The sequence below is a fragment of the Enterococcus sp. FZMF genome, assembly GCF_030263915.1.
Taxonomy (GTDB): Bacteria; Bacillota; Bacilli; order Lactobacillales; family Enterococcaceae; genus Enterococcus_D; species Enterococcus_D casseliflavus.
Genome location: NZ_CP127160.1, coordinates 2,741,728 through 2,764,562 on the forward strand (window position 1 = coordinate 2,741,728; position 22,835 = coordinate 2,764,562).

The following is a 22,835-nucleotide window of genomic DNA, read 5'->3' on the forward strand; positions in this document are numbered from 1 at the left end:
TTTGTTTATCAGATCAACGGATCTCTTATACCACTAACTGCTCATAGACATTGTCGTCATAAGAAGCGCTTGCTTTAACCTAAAAAAAAACAGCCCGCTGTTTCGTCGATTGGTTGACGAAATTGCGGGCTGTCCTGCTAGTGTCTTCTTGATGATTTTACGTTGGTTTGCGCTTATTCAAAAACGAATTGATTGTGATACAGTTCTGCATAAAAGCCGTCAGCCGCCACCAATTGATGGTGATTGCCTTCTTCAATGACTTCGCCGTCCTTCAAGACAACGATGCGGTCGGCATTCAAAATCGTCTTCAAGCGATGGGCGATCACAAAACTGGTTCGTCCTTTGATTGCTTCATCCATTGCTCGTTGAATTTTCGCTTCGGTCACGGTATCAACGTTACTGGTGGCTTCATCCAAAATCAACAATTCTGGATTGGTCAAAATCGTTCGGGCAATACTCATCAATTGTTTTTGACCAGTACTGAAAAGATTGTTCTCTTCGGTGATCTCCGTGTCATAGCCTTTTTCCAACGTCATAACAAACTCATGGATATTGGCTTGTTTCGCTGCTGCAATGACTTCGGCTTCAGTCGCTTCTGGTTTCCCAAAAGCAATGTTTTCGCGAATCGTCCCTGAGAACAACACGGATTCTTGCAAAACGATTCCCACTTGAGAACGCAGCAGATCCAAGTCTAGCTCCCGGATGTCGATGCCGTCAAAGGTCACAGAACCACCATTCACATCATAGAAGCGATTCAACAGGTTCATGATGGTCGTTTTTCCTGAACCCGTCGGTCCGACTAATGCGACCATTTCGCCTTTGTTGACTGTGATCGAGACATCTTTTAGGACCAATTTTTGACTGTCATACCCAAAGTCCACATGATTCAAAGCAACCGCCTCTTTGATGCCCTTCACTTTGATCCCGTCTTTTGGTTTGACTTCATCAGGTTCATCAAACATTTCATTGATTCTGCGCGCACCGGTGATCGCCAATTGAATCATGCTGTAACCAGAAGAGATCTGCATCAATGGTTGGTAATACTGCTGCGAATACTGGGCAAAGGTCACAACTAATCCTAAAGCAACAGAACGTTCTAAGTCACCGTTCAATGCTAACCAGCCACCAAAGAAAATCACGATTGCCGTGTTCAACAAGGACATCCCTTGCATCAAGGGGAAAAGCAGCCCAGAGTAGACTTGCCCTTTGTAGGTAGCTTCGCGGACTTGTTGGTTGTGGACCAAGAAACCGTCGATGGTTTCTTCTTGCAGTCCATTGGTGATGATGATTCGTTGACCACTGATTTTTTCATCAATATAGCCGTTTAATTTTCCGACTTCATCTTGCTGCAGATCGACATATTTGCGGGCTTTTTGGATCACGATCACCGCGATCAAGACCGCACTCGGGGTAGAAGCAATCGTTGCCCATGCCAATTCAACGTTTTGACGGAACATCATGATCAAGATCCCCACCATTAAGACTACATTGGTCAGCACTTGCAACAATGCTTGGTTCAGACTGTTTTGGATGTTATCCAAGTCACTGGTAAAACGGCTCAAAATATCACCGTCTTGATGAGAATCAAAGAATTTGATCGTCAATTTTTCCAGTTTATTAAATAAACCGATCCGCATTCTGTTGGTTGATTTCCCCACCACTTGCGTGAACAAGATACTATAAACAAAATTGGCTGCACTGGCTAAGACATAAAAAATCAACAATTTCCAAATGATCGATAGAAAAGCTGATTTATCATCGACCCCTTGCATCAAACCACCAACATAATTCGCCAACTCTTGGAACGCTTCTCCGACAAAGACTGGCGCTTGCACTTGCAGATACGTTGCCAGAATCACCGTCACAAAAATGAATAGAAACGACCACTTGTATTGTTTTAAGTAATGGTAGAAAAATTTACTCGCTTTGAACAAATCTGTCATGGTTACTCCTCTCCTTTCTGTGTTGCGAAGATTTCTTGATAGATGGCATTGTTATTGGCTAAAAATTCATGGCTTCCTTCACCAACCAGACGTCCATTATCTAAAACGAAGATGCGGTCGGCTTTCACAACAGAGGCAATCTTTTGCGCGATGATGATCGTTGTCGTGTCTTTTAATTGTTTTTCAAACGCTTCGCGAACCAATTTTTCCGAACGAGCATCTAATGCACTCGTACTATCATCCAAAATCAAAATTTTCGGTTCACCGATCACTCCTCGAGAAATCGATAAGCGTTGCTTTTGCCCTCCAGAAAAATTGCTGCTGCGCTCGGAGACCGGCGCTTCAAACCCAGCGGTCAATTTTTGAATAAATTCACTGGCTTGGGCGATTTCCGTTGCGCGAGACATCTCAGATTCTGAGGCGTCTTTTTTCCCTTGCCGCAAGTTTTGGGCAATCGTTCCTGAAAAGAGGATCGCTTTTTGCAAGACAAAAGCGACCGTTTTACGCAAGCTTTGTTCATTGACTTCTTTCAAGTCAACGCCGCCAACTCGCACGACACCTTCCGTTGGGTCAAACAAACGGGGAATCAGCTGCGCCAGTGTTGATTTGCCGGCACCAGTCGCCCCTACGATCCCAATCATTTCGCCAGGTTTGATGGTAAAACTGATAGCCGTTAGGGCATTTTTTTCATCCCCAGGGTAACGGAAACTGACGTTTTCAAAAGCGACACTTCCAGACAACTCTTGTTCTGGGACATCTTGGTATTGCAGATCCGGTTCGGTATCTAGAATTTCTTTGATCCGTTTTAGCGAAACTGCAGCCCGCGATGTCATCATCATCATCATGCCGCCGATAATGATCGCCATCATAATTTGCATCAAATAATTCATGAATGAGGCAATTCCCCCAATCAAGGTTGGGTCATCTTTCGCTAGATCACTGACAAAGAAAATCGCGCCGACGACGGCTAAGTTGGCTGCCAGCATAAAGGAGGGGATCATGACAGAGAACAAGGTTCCTACGATAATATTATGCTTCGTTAACGTTTCACTGACTTTGGAAAAGCCTTGTAGCTGGTTTTCTTCTTGAACAAAAGATTTCACCACACGGATCCCCATCAAATTTTCTTTGGCAATCCCATTGATTTTGTCGATCAAGTTCTGGATGATCATAAAGTGTTTGCCCATCCGTGTAAAGGAGAGTGCCGTAATCACTAGGACAGCGATAATCAGTAAGACGATGATCCACCAAAGTTGCGGCATGGTTGTCATCGCCAAAATGAAGGCACCGATAAATAAGAACGGGATGCGAAACAACGATTGCAGCGAGATCATCACTAAGTTTTGAATTTGCGTGATGTCATTGGTCAAGCGCACCACTAGGTTTCCTGCCGAGAAGGTTTCGATATTACCAAATGAGAATGTCTGGATTTTCCGAAACATCTCTTCCCGAATATCGGCACTAACGCCTTGCGCCACTTTCGCAGAAAAAATCGTGTTGATGATCCCTGCAACAAGGCCTAGCAATGCTAGCCCAATCAGCTGCACACCAATTTTTTTCATTTCATCATTGTTTTCGGTAATAATTGATTCTAGCACTTGCTGCAAGAGCTTCGGCTGCCATAATGCAGCAACGACCATTAAAATGACCGATAATAAGGCAATGCCGGTTGCCGCTTTGTACTTTTTGACATGGCGTAAGACCAGATCCATATACGTACCACTCCTTTGTGTTTAGCAGAAAAGACTGCCAAAAAATTTCCGTTGCACAACAATTTACCATGGATCACGACGGGAAACAAGCGAACAAATAAAACAAAAAGAGCTTTCATGAAAGCTCTTTGAAAATATTGCATAAATGTTGTCGAAAATAACGAATAGTAAAGGGATTATGATGATCCTCGATACTGGTTTCATTATTTTTTGTCGCTAAATCTTTGACTTACGATTCGCTGTTTTCCAGCTCACTTTTTTGTTTTTTTGTCAGCTTTTGTTTGACTAAATCGTAGGAAACCAAAATCATTTGTTCGATGTTCTCTTCCATCAAGGCATCAGATGCCAACTTGATGGTATTCCAATGAGTCTTATTGGCATAGTACCCTGGAATGATCACGTCAGGAAATTGCTCTCGCAGCGTTTCGTTGACCTCGGGCAGATTTTTCAAAGTCAAAAACGCTGTTTCTTCTGGTTGTGGACTCATGATCCCAAACTGCTTTCCAACTAAATCAAAGTAGATTGCATCCCAATCTTCGCGATAATAGACTTTGGCTCCCGGCAAGCCTTCCCCAAATGCTTGAAATCGCTGCATTTTTTGTGCAATTTTTTCTTCAATCGATGTACTCATTGTGTGTCCCCCACTTTCTGCTATCAAAATCGCCATTTTCTGTCTCAATTTTGACAGATTGAATCGCTTGCTGCTCTATTTCCTACTATTATACATGGTTGTCGTGGAAAAAGGGATTTTTTATCAGTGGCATGTCGACTGATAATGACGTTACATGCAGCTATAAGCGGCGTTACATTCATTCACCTTTCTCAGAAGACACAAAAAAGCCCTCATCAGCGAGTAAATTGTACTCGCCAATAAGGGCAATTGATTACTAGATGTCATGGACAAGATTCATTTGAGAATCTTAGTACCAACCATTTGCTTCCCAGAATGCTTTGGCAGCAGACCAAGAACCATAACGTGATGCTACATATTCATCAGCAACCTTTTCTTGGTTAGCAGCTGAATAGTCACCATTTAAGTAAGAGTTGGTTAATTGGTAACGGCCATAGTATTGTCCGTTTGTCGCTGTGTAAGAACCACCAGATTCTTTGTTTGCGATCCATTCTTTTGCTGAAGCTTCTGAGCCGCTAGCTGAAGAGCTGTAGCTTGAGCTGCTTTGTGTGCTTGCAGCAGATTGTGTGTTGCTTGATTGTGAAGCTGCTGGTTCACTTGGTTGTTGTACACTTGCTGCAGCAGTCGTGCTTGCAGATTCTGTATAAGTTGCAGTGCCATCTGTAGGGATGATCAATGCTTCCCCAACAAAAATCAAGTTTTTATCAGCAATCTCGTTTGCTTCAACGATCGCATTGATCGTATCATCAGAGCTATAACCATAAAAGTTAGTAGCGATTGTTGATAATGTATCACCAGATTGAACAGTGTATTGTTCGTCTGCAAAGGCGTCTTTCCCACCTAAGAAAAGGCCGAAACCGGCAAGGACAGCTGTACTAAGTAAAACAGTTTTTAAAGACTTCATATAATTAAATCTCCTTCTTTGAAACTCATTTTGCGTCATTTGAGATGACTCAAGCGCATAAACAAGTCTAACATCGAAGAATATTTCATAGGTAAAGAATTCATTACAGATGATTACGAAAACGACAGTTGCCTTACGTTTCGTAAGAATTTGAGAATCCTATCATATCAAGCTTTACTCTGTTGTAATTTTTAACATTACAGTTATTTTGTTTTCAGGTAAACCAGTTAACCTTAGAAAACCTTTCCTATATTACAAAAAACCCTCTTTTTACACAGGATTGTAACAAAAGAAGGAACGAGACAAGGTCTCATTCCTCATTTACTTTCTATTTTTTCTTCACTGGGATCAATTTATTCATGATGATCGCCGCAATAGCGCTTAAAGCAATCGGTGAATCTAATAAATATTGTAAGAATTGAGGCGCAGATTCTTTGATTTCTGCTGGCATAAACAACAAGCCGATGGCAATAATCAACGGTACCCCGATAATATACAACTCCCGCTCGGAAAACTCTTCATTCTTAATGACCCGAAAGCCGCTCAACAAAATAATGACGCAGACGACCGCGAACACGCCGCCGATGACAGCAGAAGGTACTGCGTGAATCAAGGCTGAAAGTTTTCCCATGAAGGACAATAGGATAAACCAGACGGACGCCATCACAAAGACTTTTTTACTAGCAACCCCTGTGATCGAAATGATCCCTGCATTGGTAGAATAACCAGTTACAGGTGTCGTTCCAACTAAGGCGGCAACCAAGCAGCCTAACCCTTCACCGATCACGCCTTTATTGATCTGTTCATCCGTAACAGGTTCTTCTGTCACAGAACTGACCGCATACCAAGTTCCTGTTGTTTCTGCTAGGAGAACCATATAGATCACTAGCATCGTTAAGATCGCTGAAACATCAAAATGCAGGCCATAGTTTAGAAATACCAGTTTTGGCAGACTAAAGAAAGAAGCATCCGCCACCGACTGAAAATCAACGCCTCCCATAAAGGAAGCAATCACGGTACCGATAACCAAAGCAATAATGACCGAACTGATTCGGAAGTATTTTCCCATTCCTGGAAAATAATCGCCTAACATGGAAAACAAGATCAAAATCGCCGCAGTAATCGCAGCTAACAACATGTTTTGATTGGCACTTAGAGTTTCAGTGGCAGGATAGATATTGCTAGTAAATGCTGTTGGCAGCAGCGTCAAACCAACGATCATGATGATCGTTCCACTGACGATCGTAGGAATAAAATGACGAACGATATACTTATAGATGCCAGTAAAACCTAGTAAAATGACTGCTGCGGCACCAACAATGCTGGCACCTAACACCGTGTCCATGCCGTTGGCACCAAAATAAATACCGATGATCGCTCCAACGGGTACAAAGGATGGTCCTTGACATACGGGTAATTTCAAGAAAAAGAGGACTTGGATCAAAGAAGCGATCCCCGCTCCTAAAAAGGTCGATTGGATCAAACCTGATGCGTCTGAAGAGGACATCGCCACCGCGGTTGCGATAATAAATGGCGGCACATACACGTCCATTGCCAACACATGCTGTAATCCTAAAAGTACTGCTTGACCAAAGGGAATGTCTTCGTTCATTCCGATCGTTAAATGTTTGTTTTTCGTTGATTCCACTGTCTCATTCTCCTCATTTTTCGTGTACTTTTTTTCCTTGGACCCAGACTTGGCGAATATTTTGCATCGTTGCTAAGTACAGGATTTTTTGTAATCTTGCTTCGGGTGAAGTAAACACACCGAAGTCAGGCAAAGGATTTTCTTTTTGTCGCGTATCGATCACTTGCACATCAAACGCATACCCTTCTTTGATGACACCTACTGGTAATCTCAGTGCCTCACCGCCGCCTTTTGTCGCCAATGAGAACGCATCGATCACGGATATACGAGAATCAGCTACTCCTCGTGTGTTTTGAGGAAGCGTGACATCCACGCCATCTTCTAACATTCTCGAAGACATCACAGCTTGTTTGATGTTGTCATACAAACTCGGTGAAAAACCGCCGGAGATATCCGTTCCTAAACCAATCGTGACCCCTTGTTCTTTCAAGCGCTTGATTGGGATCACGCCATTGGCAAAGTAGGCATTTGAGATGGGACAGTGCGCAACTGCGGCGCCGGTTTCAACAAAACGAACACCGTCAGCTGGGCTGATGAAATTGCCATGAGCCATCACTGCTTTTTCACGCAACAAGCCAAAATCTTGCAGCACTTCGGTATCCGTTTTACCAAATCGTTCTTGAACAAAGTCATGTTCCCATTGCCCTTCACTGCAGTGGGTCTGAACATGAACATCATATTTTTCAGCCAATGCGCCTAACCCTGCCAAGCCTTCATCGGTACAGCTGGGGACAAATCGCGGAGTGACCACAGGATAAACGCCTTGTGGTGCGGTCTTTGCGATTGCTTGTACTTCTTGAATAAAACGTTCTGTATCCGCTAATGCCTCTTCTGTTGACGCGTCTCGATAAAAAGCAGGATTGGCTTGGGGATCGTCCATGACGACTTTTCCGACTAATCCCCGTTGACCAAGAGTGGCACAAGTCTTCGCCAATTGAAGGCTCGCTTCTAGATGGATCGTTGCAAAATAAAGAACCGTTGTCGTTCCTCTTGCCAATAGCTGTGCTACCAAATCTTGATAGACAGCTTTGGCAAATGCTGGATTGGCATATTTTGCCTCCAGCGGAAACGTGCATTCATCTAACCAGACATTTAACGGTTCATCTAACGCGATCCCTGCTTGCGGCCATTGTGGGGCGTGGACATGCAGATCGACAAACCCTGGTAAAAAGCACTGGCCTTCAGATAAAGCCTGAAGATTCTCTGATGCTTTTGCCAGCTCTGCCTCATACCCTTGATCTGTTTTGGCAGTGACTTTCGTGATGATCCCTGCATCATCGACTTGAATCAATGCATCTTCTATATATTCTAGTTTTCCATCAGTTGGCGTATGGAAAACATCTCCTTTAAAATAGCGAATGGTTGCCATTTGTTTGATTTCCCCCGTTCTCTAAGACATTGTCAGGAAAAAGTCGTTCATTTAATGTTCCTTTTTCACTAACACGATGTTCTTATTTTAACGCTATTCGAAAATAGTGCAATAAAATTCACTATCATAAAGGAAGATAAAACGCTGAACGTTCGGTTTTTATGCGATTTCAAAAAAAGACACTGTCTAGAAATAAGACAGTGTCAGTTAACGACGCTTATACTTTTGTTTTCTTTAGTTGCCGATAAAATACCACCAATCCACCTACTAGCAAACAGAGTACTCCTGCAATCGAGCCCCATTTTGCTGGCTCTAAAAAGCTTTGGATCCTTGAGGTCTGATTCGTTGCCGTCGTTCCTGATAGCTGAAACAAGAAAGCCAGCGGCTGATGTTCAAAACGAAGAATGACAAACAGGAGTGTCATCAAAAGAAATTGATGTACCAGACTCCCTTTGCTTTGTGTGGCATACTTGGCTAAACTCTGCTGCTCGATTGCTTCGGGTTTTGCCGCCAAATACTGTTTCGTGAGCCATTGATTCAATCCCGCATTAAAGAAGCTAATGACGAATAAACTTATTGGAATCAGTGTGTCGCTGCTGAACAGAAGAACACCTGCCATCAGCCCAAGTAAATATGTTGGTACCAGCTGTTTTTCTAAACGATGAGCGAGTTTTCCTCCGAAAAACATGGCACCAAAAAGGCCCAGTGCATATGGTAAGTAAACGTGCGTGCTTAACGCTTGTGCTCCAAGTCGACCGGTAACATACACCGAGCCGAAAAGAAAAAGAAAGTTTCCGATCACCCCACGAATGAAGGTGAGCACATTTAGATGAAGTGGCTGTTTCCACGAGCGGCTGCGTTTCGTTAAAGTGATCAGCAGCAAAGCAAAGAGAAACAAGAAGCCAGTGATCGCCCACTCAAACAGGGCATTCGACTTGATCAGCCTTGCTGCTCGCAAGCCAAACAGTAAGAGAAAGAAAAAGAAATACAACAAAAACTGCTTGTTGAATAACTGGTTGCGCTGCATCAACGGTCTTTTTGGGAGGTTGTTGAAGGTTTGACTACTCTTAGCCGCCAGCACAAAGAGTGCAAAATAACTGCCAAATAGACCAATGCCTTGAAGGTCATCAGGCAACCGTAAGGCAAAGAGTAAAACCAAAAGATAGAACAGCGCCTCCTTCCAATCATTTTTCAGCGGCTGTTCAGTGAGCTTGGCTTTTTGGCGTACCATCAGATCAGCTGGCGGCAGCCAAGAAGCACTGATCCCCAACAAACCAGCAGCTGGCAAGAGTGCCACGCTCCACCAAGTGCTCAAGATACCCACCAATGCGCCGGCGCCGCCGATCAAGACACTTGCTGCTAACAGCGATGGTGCAAAAAGCGCTGTTAGCGTCTGTAAGAAAAAGACCCCTGTCATGCGAAAGGTATAAAAGAGCGCAAAGGCTAATGCTGCACTTAGCGACTGCTCTTTGCTCAAAGATAAAAAATAAAGATAAGGGATGATCGTGATCGTATTGCTGATGATCAAAAGTGCGGTATGGGATTTTTTGTATATCATCTAAATTCCTCTACTATTGATTGTAGTCTTATTATTTTTTCTATTCTTGATAGTAGGTAGTCATTATAAGCAAGTCCTCTATTTAATCCAAAGGCCATTCTTATCCTCCACCACCTTTAATTTACTATTCGGCTGTAACTGGCATTCGATTTCTCCCCCTTGAAGCTTCAATCTGATTGCTTCTTGGTGATAAGTGATCGTAAATGTCAGTGATTCGATTTTCTGTGGCAAATGATTCGCCAAGTGAAGTCCGCGATCATAGGTCAGACCAGCAAAACCATAAATCAAACTCAACCAGCTGCCGCCCATATTGGCAGCATGAACACCGTCTACAACATTCTTTTGCAAATCATTGAGATCCATCAGTGCGGTATCCATAAAGTAACGATACGCTTTTTCAGTGTCGCCGATTCGGCTAGCCATCACACTAAAGATGGAACGAGACAACGAGGAGTCATGGGTCGTCACCTGCTCGTAATAGTCATAGTCTCTTGTTAATTGATCTGCTGAAAATTCATGGGTAAACAGCATCTCTGCTAAAACAGTATCTGCTTGCTTGCATACTTGATACTTATAAATGATCATTGGATGATAGTGAAGCAGAAGCGGATAATTCTCAGCAGGTGTTTCCTCAAATGGCCACAGCGCTTGATCTAAGAAGGAATCATCTTGTTTCGTTAGCTGCCGCTCTTCATCGTAACCGAAGTACATCAAGTCAGCTGCTTTTTCCCAATCGGCAATCAATTCTTGATAGACATGGTATCGTTTGGCCAATTCGACCGCATAGCGTAAGTTATTTTGTACCATTTTGTTTGTATAAAAATTGTTGTTTACCAAAGCGCTGTATTCGTCTGGTCCTGTCACTCCATGAATACAAAACCGCTCTTGTCCTTCTTTTACAACAAACGTGCCATAATGAAACCAGAATTTCGCTGTTTCAAAAACGACTTCTTTACCAGTTTCTTCAATAAAGGGTTGATCACCCGTGATACGTTCATATAATTGAAAACCATAAACGATATCGGCATTGATATGCAGTTGTGCTGTACCTGCTGGATAATAGGCACTCGTTTCATTACCGTCAATCGTACGCCAAGCAAACAATGCCCCAGCTTGATTCAATTCTTTTGCTCGTTTTTTTGCTTGCGGCAAAATACTTGCACGATAGGAAAGCAAGCTTTTGGCTATCTCGGGGTTCGTATAAATGAAGAAAGGCAGTAGATACATTTCTGTATCCCAAAAATAATGTCCTTCATATCCTTCACCCGTCAGCCCTTTTGCGGCGAAATTCGTTTTCCCATCACGCCCTGCACCTTGGTTCAAATGAAACAAATTGAAACGGATCCCTTTTTGCAAATAGTCATCCCCCACGATTTGAATATCGCTGGCTTGCCAGAAAGATCGATAGTAATCCGCTTGTTCTTTTAATAAGACAGAAAACTCGTCGACTTTCTGCTCAAATGGTGTCTCACCAAACCTTTGCAGCAATTTGACCTGAAAAATCGAAGTTGACGGTTCTCCAACTGTCAAATACTGCTTTTCTTGATACAGCCGAATAGCGATTTGCTTTTGACTATTTGGTGCTGTCCATACTTGGTATGCGCCCATTTGTTCTTTTTCCAATTGATGATTCTTACTGGCAACTCGAGGATCATCTGTTTTATTGACAGAGAATTGCTGATTTAATTTGTGGGATAGTTCGATCGGTTCTGAAAAATCGGCTGTTATCACTTCATAGCGGCAAACATAGAGTTCACTACGCGTCATTGACGCAAACGAAGTTAACCCCAACTCAAAAGACTTTCCGGTCGGAGTATTGATCCGATAACTTTCCGTCAGAATCCCGTCAGCTAATGCAAGACTCATTTGCGTTCGTTCGACTTGCCATTCCTCAACCGAAGAATCCTCCTCGCCGATTTTCAAAATAACTCCACGCAAGTTTGGCAATTTGCAAATCGTTTGATGTTCTTTTGCATACCCATAAGCCCATTCGCCATACTGAATCGGCTCGCTGTCAAAAAAGCCGTTGACAAACGCCCCAGGATTTCCTGGATACAGTTGATTGACCTTCAAAGGATGCCCTGCACGGACGCCGATTTGCCCATTTCCTAAAGCGAACAATGTTTCTAGATACTCCATTTTCTGATGGGACAGCTCATCAGCTGTCAATAGAAAGTCGTTTTTCTTCATCCTTTATCCTCCAAGTCTTTTGGTTTATTCCTCGTTATCTTCACTTAGTTTCTATCCTACACTTCTAGCCAATGATTGCAAGGCTCAGCTCTTAGTCCTTTTGCCACAAGCATCTCTTTAGAGCCGAGCAGCGAATGTATGATACCATGAAGCAAACACGAAAGAAGGCGATTTCTTGGATTTATGGCTTACAAATGTACAACTTGAGACGAGTTATTTAAAAGAAGGCGACTGGTCTTATGGAACCAAAACAGAAAATACAGCAATCGGGATCAATGATGGAAAAATAGCGGAGATCGTGCCGATGTCCGAATGGCAGGCAGCAAGCGGAGCGACGATCATTGATGGGGAAAATCAGTTATTGTTGCCAGGATTGATCGAAAAACATTGTCATTTGGACAAAAGTAAATTAGGTACTCCTTGGCGTCCAGTAACGCCCGCAGCTAGCTTGGTGGAACGATTTGAAACTGAGATTCCCCAATTAGATGCCTTACCGTTATCAATCAAAGAATGCGGACAAGCGCTGATTGATTTAGAACTACCTCACGGTGCGGTGATGTTCCGCTCACATATCGATATTGAACCAATGACTCAGCTGCGTTATTTTGATGCGATCACTGAATTAGTCGCCGAACAACCTTTTGGCTCGGAGTTGGTCTTATTCCCACAACATGGCTTATTGCGCTCAAATGCAGCTTCTTTGATTGAAGAAGCCTTAGCAACGGGCAAAGCTTCTTATATTGGCGGTGTTGATCCTTATACACTCGATCAAGATTATAAAACTTCCTTACGGACAACTTTTGAACTTGCTCAAAAAGGGCATGTCGGTATTGACCTCCATCTTCATGATCGGCAAGAAGCTGGCAGAGCGACCGTCAAAGAAATGATTCGTTTGACGAAGGAATTCAATATGCAAGGAAAAGTAGCGATCAGTCACGCCTTTGGTCTAAATGACTTTGAGGGAGAAGAACGCAAAGAAGTCTTTCAAGCCTTAGCAGACTTAGAGATCCATATCATTTCAAGTATTCCCATCAGCCCAGGAACGATCCCGCCACTGAAGGAATTGCAAAGCTATGGCGTGGCTGTTCATATCGGTTGCGACAATGTCTATGATTCTTGGTCTTCTCTTGGCGACGGTTCTTTACAAGAAAAGCTGGCGCGCTATTTAGAGATTTTTGCCGTCAAAAGTCAGGAAGACTTGACGCAAGCCCTAGGTCTGGTTACTGATGGCAAAGTGCCCTTAGATAAAAACGGTGCGCAGCAATGGCCTAAGGTTGGTGATTCGGCTGATTTCTTGCTGACACCAGCTGCTTGTACGGCAGAATTCGTTGCCCGCAAAGGCTTCGTCAGCAAAAGTTTTTATCAAGGAACGGTTGTCTTTTCAGCTGAATAAACTATCTGATAACAACGAAAAGAAAAGCCATTGTCTGAACTCAGCAGACAATGGCTTATTTCTTTCGATCATTAAACGTTTCTCAAAAATTCCATTTTACCCAATCAGCAAATAATTCTGGCCAACGGACAACCGACGCTTCGATCCCATGTTGATCGCTGTTGGCGGTTTCTGGCGTTCCTAAACTTAACCCGTGACCGCCCCGAGGGAAAATGTGTAGCTCATAAGGTATATCAAATTTGCGCAGCTGTTCGGCAAAAAGGAGGCTGTTTTCCGCCAAGACTAATCCATCTTCTAACGTATGCCAAAGAAACGTTGGTGGTGTCTGTTCATTGACTAAAGTCTCTAAAGACAAGGCGGCTTTTTCTGTTTCGTAACGATCTGCTAATAATGAACGGAAGGAATCTTGGTGCCCAAGTTCTCCACTAGATAATACTGGGTAGCTCAATAGTAACCCGTTAGGCCGCCATTCTTCATTGGCTCCTTGTAAAGCCTCTGCTAGAAAAGGTTGCTGCCAAGACACACCCAAGTTAGCAGCTAAATGGCCACCAGCTGAAAAACCAGCAACGATGATTTTTTCAGGATCGACATGCCAGGTGTCATGATTGGTGCGGACAAGACGAACGACAGCAGCCAATTCCTTTAAGGCTAACGGATAGACAGCCGGTTTGATACTATAATGCAACACAAAGGCTTGGAACCCAAAGCTCATCATTTTGATGGCGATAGGTTCCGCTTCACGATCCGACAACATTTCATAGCCGCCGCCAGGACAGATGATGACCGCTGGTCGGACACGATCTGGTTCCATTTCAGGAGAATTTTCGATGACATAGGTAGTTAAACTTGCTTGGCTTTCTGGTAAAAGTGCAGATCTTTTTTCATGTATCACGGGTTGCGCCTCATTTCATTGTAATTTTATAGACAATTGGTTGGTCGGTTTCAATTGGTTCAAAAGTTAGTTGCAAGCCTTCATCGGTCACTTGCCAATCAACAGGCTGTTCTTCGTATCCTAGAATCGTGACGGTTTTGATGATGCCGTGAAATTCTGGCAAATTTTGGTCTTTGGATTGTGCCAGTGCTTGGATCCTTGCGTGTCCATTCTCAGGACTTGCCATGCCAATCGCATACAACGAATCCCCCTGAACCGTAAAGCGGAAATCCTGGCTCGTGTATGTCGTCGCCTGTGCTTCTTGAAATTGGCCCGAAACTACGGTCGTGGGCCCTTCCCCTGCTTTGCGCCATGGTTTCGCTTCATAAATGGCTTCACCATTTACATCCAGCCACGCACCGATTTCTTTTAAGATCGCTTGATCTTTTTCTGGGATCGAACCATCCCCTTTCGGCCCGATATTCAAAAGGAGATTGCCGTTTTTACTGACGACTTCGATCAAATCCTGTAAAATCTCACGTGTTGTTTTATAATCCAATGTCGTGGTATAGCACCATGAATTACGAGCGATTGCTGTGTCTGTTTGCCAGTAAAAAGGTTGTGGTTCGGCAAATTTCCCCCGTTCAATCTCCACGATACCGCTACCAAACATCATGGCATCGTGCTTGTAGCAAATACCAACTTGTTTGCCCCATTCAGCCCCACGATTGTAATAGTAAGCAGCGAAAAGTTGCAAATGCTCCTTGAAGGCTTCATGTTGGATCCACCAATCAAAATACAGCAGCTCTGGTTGATAGTTGTCGACGAGTTCACAGGTTCTAAGCAGCCAATCATCTAAAAATTCTTTTGACGGGTATGGCTCGCTAAAGAGACTTTCATGGTCTGGCTCTGGCATCGCTGGCCAGTAAAAGTCGCCTTTTGCCAACGGCTCCTTGATATCACTGTCAAAATCCTTACCGTGTCCCATAAAAAACCAATGTTCGGCACGATGAGAGGAGGTACAAAAATGCAGGCCTTGCTCCTCTGCTGCTTCTTTTAGTTCCCCAAGAATATCTTTTTTCGGCCCCATAACTGACGCATTCCATTCAGACAGTTCGCTTTTATACATCTGAAACCCGTCGTGATGTTCTGCAACGGGAAAAAGATAATTGGCACCGGCTTGTTTGATCAAGCGAATCCATTCATTTGCATCAAATTTATCTGCGGTAAACATCGGAATAAAGTCTTTGTAGCCAAAGTTTTTTTGTGGACCATAGGTTTCAATATGGTGATCATATTCTGGATGGCCTTTGATGTACATATTTCTTGAATACCATTCATTGTGAAAGGCTGGAACACTGTACAGTCCCCAATGAATGAAGACCCCAAATTTTGCTTTGCGGAACCATTCCGGTAGAACAAAAGCGCCCAATGACTGCCAATTTGGAAAAAAGGGGCCTTGATGTGCGACTTGCTGGATCGTTTCTACTGTGATCATTGTTTTTCCTCCAAAATACCGACTGTTTCCAGCCATGTTTTTGCAATCAACACATGTCCTGCAGTCGAGGGGTGCACGCGATCACTGCTTAAGACATAGGATGATTGATAAAGCAAAAAATCATCAAACTTTTCCTGCGTATCCCCTAAAAGGATACCATACTCTTGCGCTACTTTGGCAAGCACTTGTTGGTAATTGGCAAGCATTTTTCTTAATGGATCTTCTTTGTTGGCTTCAACCATAAACGGGCTCAAAAGAATCATCCCTTTGACATTTGGCAAGGTCTGCTCGATCAAATCACGCAGCTCTGATTCAAATCTCTCGATCCCCACTAGTTCCGTTTGAGCAAAGGTTCCATCAAAATGCCGCCACACATCATTCACACCGATCATGATCGTTACCCAATCTGGATGAAATGCCAACACATCATCCTTCCAGCGCTTCTTCAAATCGACAACCGTATCCCCACTGACACCCCGGTTGACGATCATTAATTCCATTTGCGGGAGTAATGCTGTGGTATAGGCGTTGATCAGATGAACATAGCCGTCCCCCCATGAAGACCAACCTGCGGGTATCGCTTGATAATTTCGATTGCTATCTGTGATCGAATCCCCCATAAAAAGCAAGCGATCTTTTTTATCCACTATCATTGTTTTCCTCCTTAAAGAAAGAAGACTGATCCGCTGGTGCTGGATCAATCTTCTTAAGTGATTGCTTATCCAAAGGCTGTATACTCACTTTTGCCAAGGAACCGTTGGCAAATCACTCGAGCGATTCTTTGTTTGTTTTTGATTAGTCCCCAAATTCTTTCGCTACTTCTATCCGTTTTTCGTTTTGATCTTTTGCATTGTTCATGTCAAATTCCAAAACGGTTTGATAGCCAAGACCATCTGCTGTTTCTTGCATTTCTTTTAGCAATTGATCAAATTCTGCTTCATCTTTGGCAAAAACCATTCGCCAAGAGTACTCGATGATCGTCGCTTTGGCTTGGTTACGCAACGTAGAGATCTCTGAACTATCTTCTGGCGCTACATAGCTGGCACCAGGGGCAACTAACAATTGGTCGTTCTCCTCTAAATAGCCAATGGTGGATTCTACACCACCCATATTTTTTGACCAATCTTCTTTTACAGGATCGGTTGTTTCATTTTGGTAGCTTTCCCACATCGTATAAGCATAAGGGAAGCCTGTATCAGGATTGATATCGATCGGTAATACCGTATTGACGTTGAGTGCAGATACGCCATCTTTGTAACTTCCGCCACCGTATTCTTCTGGCACATCCCCATCACCATCTAGCAATGCTTGTTTTCCGAACTCAGTTAAGACAGGCTCGCCGTCTTTCATTTCCCAAGTCAACCCTTCTGGACCACTACTGCCGCTTGTTTGAGAAGAATTTGCTAACACACCTTCTGATGAGTAGAGCCAGTCAATGAAGGCTGCGATTCGCTCTGGGTCTTCGGCATTAGAACCGATCCCGATAAATTGTTTGCCACCGTATACTTCCGCACCATAAGAGAAGATTTTTTGATCTTGGATCGGTGCCAACATAAAGCCTTTTCCTTCAGTCAAGTTCGTGGTCGTATTAAATGCCGCTTGACCTAACCAAGGCCACCATGAGAATAACACTTGTCCTTCTTGGAATTTTGCAAAAAGTGTATCGTAATTTTGTGTTGTTGATTCTGGGTCAACTAAGCCCATTTGATTGGCTTCGAAGTAAAACTTAAGTGCACGAATATATTCAGAGTCACTATCGAGAATGCTTTGATAATCAGATCCATCGGCTTTTGCCAAGACAAATCCTGATTCATCGTACCCATAGTAGGTGACAAGCTGTTTGCCTGCATTCATCATGTTGCCGTCCCAATCGCTGAATAGAGAAAAACCATACACTTTTTTGCCAGAATCTGTTGTTGGATTGTCTTCTTGCATTTTTTGAATCACAGGAAGCAGGTCTTCCAATGTCCCGATTTCTGGGTATCCTTGCTCCCCATAAAGATCCCAACGCACGTAAGCACCAAATGTAGGGTCTAATCCTTCTGAAGGATCGGTGGCCTTTAAGGTAGAAACAGAAGTTGGAAAGCCATACAGCCCATCGGCATCTTTGTTTAGATTTTGAACAGCCGCATCGAAGCGCTGAACGTTTTCCATAGTTTCATAATACTCGCTCGCATCGGTCAACAAACCTGCTTCAACCAATTCGTTGTATTGTTGGCCATTATCAACAATGATCAAATCACCCAAATCGCCTGCTGCCGTTCTCGTTTGATAAAGGGTATCACCGTTTCCAGCAACGTTTGGTGCGATGATGTTCAATTCCATATTGAATTTATCCCGCACGATTTTGGCAAACCACCCTTCTTGCATCCCCATATAGTTGGCTAGCCCATTATAGACATCGATCGTGATCGTTTCATCGTAGCCACTTTCACTGGAAGCAGCATCTGTCTCAGATTCAGCTGCTCCTCCACAGCCGGCTAAACTACCTAGCAATGTCATGCCTAACAAACCTGTTGCTACATATTTGGACATTTTTTTCATTTTCTTCCCTCTTTCTTTTTATTAGCCTTTCACCGCACCCAACATAATTCCTTTAACAAAATACTTCTGGAATAGCGGATAAATGAACATGATTGGTAAAACAACAATGACTGAAACGGTCATGCGGATCGACGTCGGCGTCTGCGTTGTTGCTGCTGAAGCGATGCTAGAAAGTGATCCCGAGGTATTTTTGACCATTTGTGCCAACGAATTGGCTTGATTGATATACGTGTAAAGAAGGTATTGCAAGGAGTAGAGACTTTGATCCGTAATGTAAATCAGTGTATCCTGGAAGGAATTCCATTGACCCACTGCCGAGAAAATCGCTACTGTTGCTAAAATCGGCGTACAGTTGGGTAAAATTACCCGAAAGAATACTTGAATGATGCCAGCTCCATCCATTTCAGCTGCTTCTTGCAATGATTTGGGGATCGACTCAATATAGGTTTTCACCAAGATGATATTAAAGGGCTGAACGACAGCCGGCAAAATATAGACCCAAAAGTTATTCGTTAAACCTAATGTCTTCATCGTGATGAATAATGGAATCAACCCTGCATTGAAATACATTGTAATCACGACAAAGCGATACCAAAATTTTCGTTTCCACATTTTTTCTTGGGTAAACATGAAGCCTAAGAAGGCTGAAGCTAAGACAGTCGCGGCGGTACCAATCACCGTTCTAGCCACCGAAACCGTTGCGGCTAGAGGCAATCCTTTTAGCTGTAACACTTGACTATAGTTTTCAAAATGGATCTCTTGTGGAAAAAAGCGAATTTGGCCTAACGCACTCAACTCATTATTACTGATTGAATTAATGATCAAGTAATAAAAGGGATACGCGCAAATCAACGTAATCAAAAAGAAAAAGGTATAGTTGAGGATACTAAACGTCAGGTTTTCACGTTTGCGTACTTTTTTCGCCTTTTTCTTTTCACTAATCGATAGTTCCATTGATATCCTCCTCTTCTAAATAATGGATGTCCCCCGAATTTTTTTCGAAGCAATATTGACGATGGCTAACAAGGCAACAGAAATGACACTTTTTAGCATACTGATCGCGGTCGCTAGCGATAGACTATTTCCGCCCATCCCTAAATTGTAGACATACAAATCGAGGACTTGGATCGTGTTTCGATTGAATGCATTTTGGAAGACAAAGTACTGATCCATTCCGTTGTTCAGCAAGTTGGCGATAGACAGCATCAACATCACAAGGAACGTCGGCATCAAGGCAGGTAGTGTGATATGACGCATCAGGTGGAAACGATTCGCCCCATCGATTCGTGCCGATTCATACAATTCGGGGTCAATTCCTGAAATGCCTGCAAGATACATGATGGCACCCCAGCCCAAGCCTTTCCAAATATTCCAAAGACACATCATCAGCCACGTATGATTGCCGCTATCCAAAAATTTGACTGGATCGGTAACGAAGCCCCATTCTTGCAGCAACGTGTTTACCAGCCCTGTTGAAGAAAACAAGCTAAAGGCAATCGTATACACCAAAACCCAACTGATAAAATTCGGCAGCGTGGTCAGCGTTTGGACCAAATTTTTAAACCATTTGCACTTGATTTCGTTCAGTAAAATGGCGAAGCCTACTGGTAGGATCGAAGTGGCGATCCCTAAAAAACTCATGGCAAAGGTGTTTTTCATTACTTGTACGATCTGATCCACTTGTGTTGGACTAGAGACAAGAAGTCGAAACCATTTGAAGCCTACGAACTCGCTGCGCGCTAAACCTAATGCTGGTTTGTAATCATAAAGTGAATAAATCCATCCGTGCAAAGGAAAATAAGAGAACAAAAACACGAGAATCAGAAAGGGAACGATGCATAAAAACAAAATCTTCCCTTCTCGTGTCACCCGCTTATTTTTTCTTGGGACACTGCTTAGTTTACTTTCCATTTTCCTCCCCCTTTTTTTGTAACCGCTTTTACATTTTTAATACTAGCACCTGAATGCTTATTTGCCACCTGTGAAAAATAGAGGTCAATCCGTACATTTTAGACTTCATTTTTCTTTTATTTATAAAGAACGTTGATCTATCAATGTTTTCGCTAGAAACCGCTCAAATGGCAAGGCTTTCAAAATTTGTTTTTTGCGAGTACTATAGGAATATATCAATTTTGGAGGGATAAAAATGAAGTACAATCCTGATGGTCAACTGTACAAAATAACCACCGTTTTTTCACAATTCACATTGTTAAATTTACTATATATCATTAGCTGTTTGCCAATTATTACAATTGGTGCTGCGACAGCTGCCCTTTATGAAGTGACGATTCGTTATGCGGATGAGGAGCGTGGTGAATTGATTGTAGGCTATGTGCGAGCGCTACGAGCAAACTTTATGAAAGCCACCGGTAGTTTTCTCCTTCTTGGGCTCCCCATGGTAGCACTACTGTATAGTAGCTTGTTTTGGTTTTCCTCAAAAACCATTCTTGCCAGTATTTTTGCTTTCGTTCTAATTGTTACAGCTATTTATCTGTTTATTGTGTTAGTCTATTGCCTTGCCTTAATTGGACGTTATGAAAACAGCTTTAGGCAAACACTAAAAAATGCGTTTCTGTTACCGATCGCGGACCCTATCCGTTCGTTAGCCCTCGCACTTATTCCTATCGCTGCGTTTTGTTTTGTTGTTTTATTTCCGTTGTTTAAATTTCTCTTGTTGATTTTTGGTTTTTCTTTTGTTATTTATTGTAGTTCGTTCCTGTTGCTTTCTATCTTTCGTAATCAACAAGCATGAAAAGAATTAGTCATCTCTCACTTTTTCGTCGTCTGAGTCAGTTTTCCATTCGGCGACAATTGTTCATTCTTTATCTACCTGTTGTTTTTTTATCCACAGTAACTATAGGTCTCTTATTGGTCTACGATTCAACCAAACAGCTGACAGGCAATTACCAGCACTTGGCAGAGTTGAATGCTCAGCGTGTCAAATCTGTTCTTTTTGATACAACAAACACGCTGACAAACACGGCGAGTTCCTTATCAAACGATACCCATCTACGTCAGCTTTTAACTGCCAATTACCTTGACGACCAAGAAGCGATTGTGGACATCAATAGCTATGATCAGCTAGATGAGATCAGAAATCTTCAAACCTCGATTGCGAAATTAACCATCTATACAACGAATCAAACCATTCCGAACTATAAATATTTTCAACAGGCAGATGACACGATTCAAGCGACCGCCTGGTACCAACGAGCGCTCAAGCAACCCGATGCTTTTTTGATGACGATGCCAGAGGATTACAAAGCAAATCGTTTGAGTCTTTATAAAACGTTGCCTTTGCCTTTATCAAAAGAAACAGCCGTTTTGGAGATCCAAGTCGATTACAATTATCTCAGTAACCGACTTCGTAATTCATCCTATGAATTGGAATTACAGTTAAATGATGATGTCATCTTTTATAGCGACAAAATCAATCAAGTTGGGGAACCGGGACAGCTGACAGCTCTTTCTGAGCCGCAAACGAGTGCTGCCTTTTTAAAAAATGATGGTACCAAGGTGATGCTCACCAAAAGCACCTTACCCATGAGTAACAAAGAAGATATCATCACGATTTATAGTGCGGATACAAATGCCTATCGCAATCTACGCACCAATCTGATCCGGTGGAGCACGATCGTTTTGGTGATTTTGATCACTACTTTCATCATCGTCTTTCTCTTTGCTCGATTCTTTACCAAACGAATCTCTCAACTGCAGCAGGCGGTCTACTTTGCCTCGATCGAGGATTATGATTTCTTTCAAAATATCAGCGGCGAAGACGAGATTTCACAGATCTCTCTTGATTTCCACAAGATCATTCAACGAATCAAGAAAAAAGAAGAAGAGATCTACCGTTCACGTTTGGCACAGCAAGAGCTGTTGACTCAGCAGCAGCAAATGGAATTTAATATCTTAGCGGGGCAGATCAACCCCCACTTCTTGTTCAATACATTAGAAACGATTCGTATGATGGCGCTGACTTCTGGCAATTCTGACGTCGTTTATGCCATCAAGTTACTGGCAAAATCGATGCGCTATACGCTAGAAGCCCACGGAACCAAGCGAACGAGCTTAGAAGAGTCCTTAGACGCGGTTCACGTGTATGTCAAGATCCAGCGGATGCGCTTTGGCGATCGAGTCAACTTTTCCTATTCAGTCTCCAATGAGATCGACCAAAAAGAAGTCCAAATATTGCCCCTCCTGATTCAACCATTGGTGGAAAACGCCATCTCCCATGGCTTGGAAGGCATCACCTATCCAGGGTTTGTCCGTTTGACGATTACCAAAGACGGCCATGATCTGGTGATCGTGGTACAAGACAACGGCAGCGGGATACCGCCAGAAAAACTCGAACGCTTGCAGCAAAAAATCAAGACGCCCTCCACCCATGCCAAAAAGAACATTGGGCTAGCCAACGTCAATCATCGGGTCAAAATGTTTTATGGACCTGAATACGGCTTGACGATCGAGAGTGTGTTGGGCAGCGGCACACAAGTCACCTTGCGGATCCACGATCTAAGCCAAGATTCATCTTCTCCTCACTAAAACAGCAAAGCCCCCCTTCGATTCCTGTT

The 22,835-nt window shown here is 43.1% G+C and carries 17 protein-coding genes; 3 read left to right on the top strand and 14 right to left on the bottom strand.

What is annotated here, in order from left to right:
* Positions 1–173 precede the first annotated feature (173 nt).
* The 8 genes from QN079_RS13390 to QN079_RS13425 all read right to left on the bottom strand — a co-directional run bounded on the left by QN079_RS13390 (position 174) and on the right by QN079_RS13425 (position 11,955).
* Entirely contained in the window at positions 174–1,943 is a 1,770-nt protein-coding gene (locus tag QN079_RS13390) for an ABC transporter ATP-binding protein (protein ID WP_289229929.1), read from the bottom strand.
* A 2-nt stretch (positions 1,944–1,945) separates the two neighbouring features.
* A complete protein-coding gene (locus tag QN079_RS13395) occupies positions 1,946–3,655 on the bottom strand; it encodes an ABC transporter ATP-binding protein (RefSeq protein ID WP_060791424.1) in 1,710 nt (569 codons plus the stop codon).
* 229 nt (positions 3,656–3,884) lie between these two features.
* Positions 3,885–4,286 (bottom strand): MmcQ/YjbR family DNA-binding protein, encoded by a 402-nt coding sequence (locus QN079_RS13400; RefSeq protein ID WP_010749917.1) that lies wholly within the window; start codon positions 4,284–4,286, stop codon positions 3,885–3,887.
* A 289-nt stretch (positions 4,287–4,575) separates the two neighbouring features.
* The gene (apf, locus tag QN079_RS13405) at positions 4,576–5,190 is read right to left on the bottom strand and encodes an aggregation-promoting factor (protein ID WP_005228480.1); all 615 of its coding nucleotides are present in this window, start codon (positions 5,188–5,190) and stop codon (positions 4,576–4,578) included.
* 328 nt (positions 5,191–5,518) lie between these two features.
* Positions 5,519–6,802, bottom strand: a complete 1,284-nt coding sequence (locus QN079_RS13410; RefSeq protein WP_060791579.1) for a uracil-xanthine permease family protein — start codon at positions 6,800–6,802, stop codon at positions 5,519–5,521.
* 49 nt (positions 6,803–6,851) lie between these two features.
* On the bottom strand, positions 6,852–8,207 hold the full coding sequence (guaD, locus tag QN079_RS13415; protein WP_115232733.1) for a guanine deaminase: 1,356 nt from the start codon (positions 8,205–8,207) through the stop codon (positions 6,852–6,854).
* A gap of 217 nt (positions 8,208–8,424) precedes the next feature.
* A complete protein-coding gene (locus QN079_RS13420; RefSeq protein ID WP_289229930.1) occupies positions 8,425–9,765 on the bottom strand; it encodes a hypothetical protein in 1,341 nt (446 codons plus the stop codon).
* Positions 9,766–9,843: 78 nt separating this feature from the next.
* On the bottom strand, positions 9,844–11,955 hold the full coding sequence (locus QN079_RS13425) for a glycoside hydrolase family 65 protein (protein ID WP_289229931.1): 2,112 nt from the start codon (positions 11,953–11,955) through the stop codon (positions 9,844–9,846).
* A 175-nt stretch (positions 11,956–12,130) separates the two neighbouring features.
* Between QN079_RS13425 and QN079_RS13430 the strand changes: the two genes are divergently transcribed.
* Entirely contained in the window at positions 12,131–13,348 is a 1,218-nt protein-coding gene (locus QN079_RS13430) for an amidohydrolase family protein (protein WP_289229932.1), read from the top strand.
* An 82-nt stretch (positions 13,349–13,430) separates the two neighbouring features.
* Here QN079_RS13430 and QN079_RS13435 read toward each other — a convergent pair whose 3' ends face one another.
* From QN079_RS13435 to QN079_RS13460, 6 genes are all read right to left on the bottom strand, one after another.
* Positions 13,431–14,240, bottom strand: a complete 810-nt coding sequence (locus QN079_RS13435; protein WP_289229933.1) for an alpha/beta hydrolase — start codon at positions 14,238–14,240, stop codon at positions 13,431–13,433.
* A gap of 10 nt (positions 14,241–14,250) precedes the next feature.
* Entirely contained in the window at positions 14,251–15,717 is a 1,467-nt protein-coding gene (locus tag QN079_RS13440; RefSeq protein WP_005228463.1) for an alpha-L-fucosidase, read from the bottom strand.
* A complete protein-coding gene (locus tag QN079_RS13445) occupies positions 15,714–16,370 on the bottom strand; it encodes an SGNH/GDSL hydrolase family protein (RefSeq protein ID WP_010749930.1) in 657 nt (218 codons plus the stop codon). Before QN079_RS13445 ends, QN079_RS13440 begins: the two co-directional genes overlap by 4 nt.
* A 142-nt stretch (positions 16,371–16,512) precedes the next feature.
* Entirely contained in the window at positions 16,513–18,261 is a 1,749-nt protein-coding gene (locus tag QN079_RS13450) for a type 2 periplasmic-binding domain-containing protein (protein WP_289229934.1), read from the bottom strand.
* Positions 18,262–18,282: 21 nt separating this feature from the next.
* On the bottom strand, positions 18,283–19,215 hold the full coding sequence (locus QN079_RS13455) for a carbohydrate ABC transporter permease (protein WP_005228460.1): 933 nt from the start codon (positions 19,213–19,215) through the stop codon (positions 18,283–18,285).
* 15 nt (positions 19,216–19,230) lie between these two features.
* Positions 19,231–20,172, bottom strand: coding sequence for an ABC transporter permease (locus QN079_RS13460; RefSeq protein ID WP_005228459.1), 942 nt, complete (start codon positions 20,170–20,172; stop codon positions 19,231–19,233).
* 235 nt (positions 20,173–20,407) lie between these two features.
* Here QN079_RS13460 and QN079_RS13465 point away from each other — a divergent pair, with 235 nt between their 5' ends.
* Positions 20,408–21,013: a YesL family protein gene (locus tag QN079_RS13465; RefSeq protein ID WP_005234068.1), complete on the top strand. Its 606-nt coding sequence runs from the start codon at positions 20,408–20,410 to the stop codon at positions 21,011–21,013.
* The gene (locus QN079_RS13470) at positions 21,010–22,806 is read left to right on the top strand and encodes a sensor histidine kinase (RefSeq protein ID WP_289229935.1); all 1,797 of its coding nucleotides are present in this window, start codon (positions 21,010–21,012) and stop codon (positions 22,804–22,806) included. Before QN079_RS13465 ends, QN079_RS13470 begins: the two co-directional genes overlap by 4 nt.
* Positions 22,807–22,835: the final 29 nt, after the last annotated feature.

What these genes read in the sequence shown, in the direction of transcription:
- QN079_RS13410 (WP_060791579.1), bottom strand. Translation starts at nt 6,802, where the DNA reads ATGAACGAAGACATTCCCTTTGGTCAAGCAGTACTTTTAGGATTACAG.
- QN079_RS13395 (WP_060791424.1), bottom strand. Translation starts at nt 3,655, where the DNA reads ATGGATCTGGTCTTACGCCATGTCAAAAAGTACAAAGCGGCAACCGGC.
- QN079_RS13420 (WP_289229930.1), bottom strand. Translation starts at nt 9,765, where the DNA reads ATGATATACAAAAAATCCCATACCGCACTTTTGATCATCAGCAATACG.
- QN079_RS13465 (WP_005234068.1), top strand. Translation starts at nt 20,408, where the DNA reads ATGAAGTACAATCCTGATGGTCAACTGTACAAAATAACCACCGTTTTT.
- QN079_RS13440 (WP_005228463.1), bottom strand. Translation starts at nt 15,717, where the DNA reads ATGATCACAGTAGAAACGATCCAGCAAGTCGCACATCAAGGCCCCTTT.
- QN079_RS13425 (WP_289229931.1), bottom strand. Translation starts at nt 11,955, where the DNA reads ATGAAGAAAAACGACTTTCTATTGACAGCTGATGAGCTGTCCCATCAG.
- apf (WP_005228480.1), bottom strand. Translation starts at nt 5,190, where the DNA reads ATGAAGTCTTTAAAAACTGTTTTACTTAGTACAGCTGTCCTTGCCGGT.
- guaD (WP_115232733.1), bottom strand. Translation starts at nt 8,207, where the DNA reads ATGGCAACCATTCGCTATTTTAAAGGAGATGTTTTCCATACGCCAACT.
- QN079_RS13445 (WP_010749930.1), bottom strand. Translation starts at nt 16,370, where the DNA reads ATGATAGTGGATAAAAAAGATCGCTTGCTTTTTATGGGGGATTCGATC.
- QN079_RS13390 (WP_289229929.1), bottom strand. Translation starts at nt 1,943, where the DNA reads ATGACAGATTTGTTCAAAGCGAGTAAATTTTTCTACCATTACTTAAAA.
- QN079_RS13450 (WP_289229934.1), bottom strand. Translation starts at nt 18,261, where the DNA reads ATGAAAAAAATGTCCAAATATGTAGCAACAGGTTTGTTAGGCATGACA.
- QN079_RS13470 (WP_289229935.1), top strand. Translation starts at nt 21,010, where the DNA reads ATGAAAAGAATTAGTCATCTCTCACTTTTTCGTCGTCTGAGTCAGTTT.
- QN079_RS13455 (WP_005228460.1), bottom strand. Translation starts at nt 19,215, where the DNA reads ATGGAACTATCGATTAGTGAAAAGAAAAAGGCGAAAAAAGTACGCAAA.
- QN079_RS13400 (WP_010749917.1), bottom strand. Translation starts at nt 4,286, where the DNA reads ATGAGTACATCGATTGAAGAAAAAATTGCACAAAAAATGCAGCGATTT.
- QN079_RS13460 (WP_005228459.1), bottom strand. Translation starts at nt 20,172, where the DNA reads ATGGAAAGTAAACTAAGCAGTGTCCCAAGAAAAAATAAGCGGGTGACA.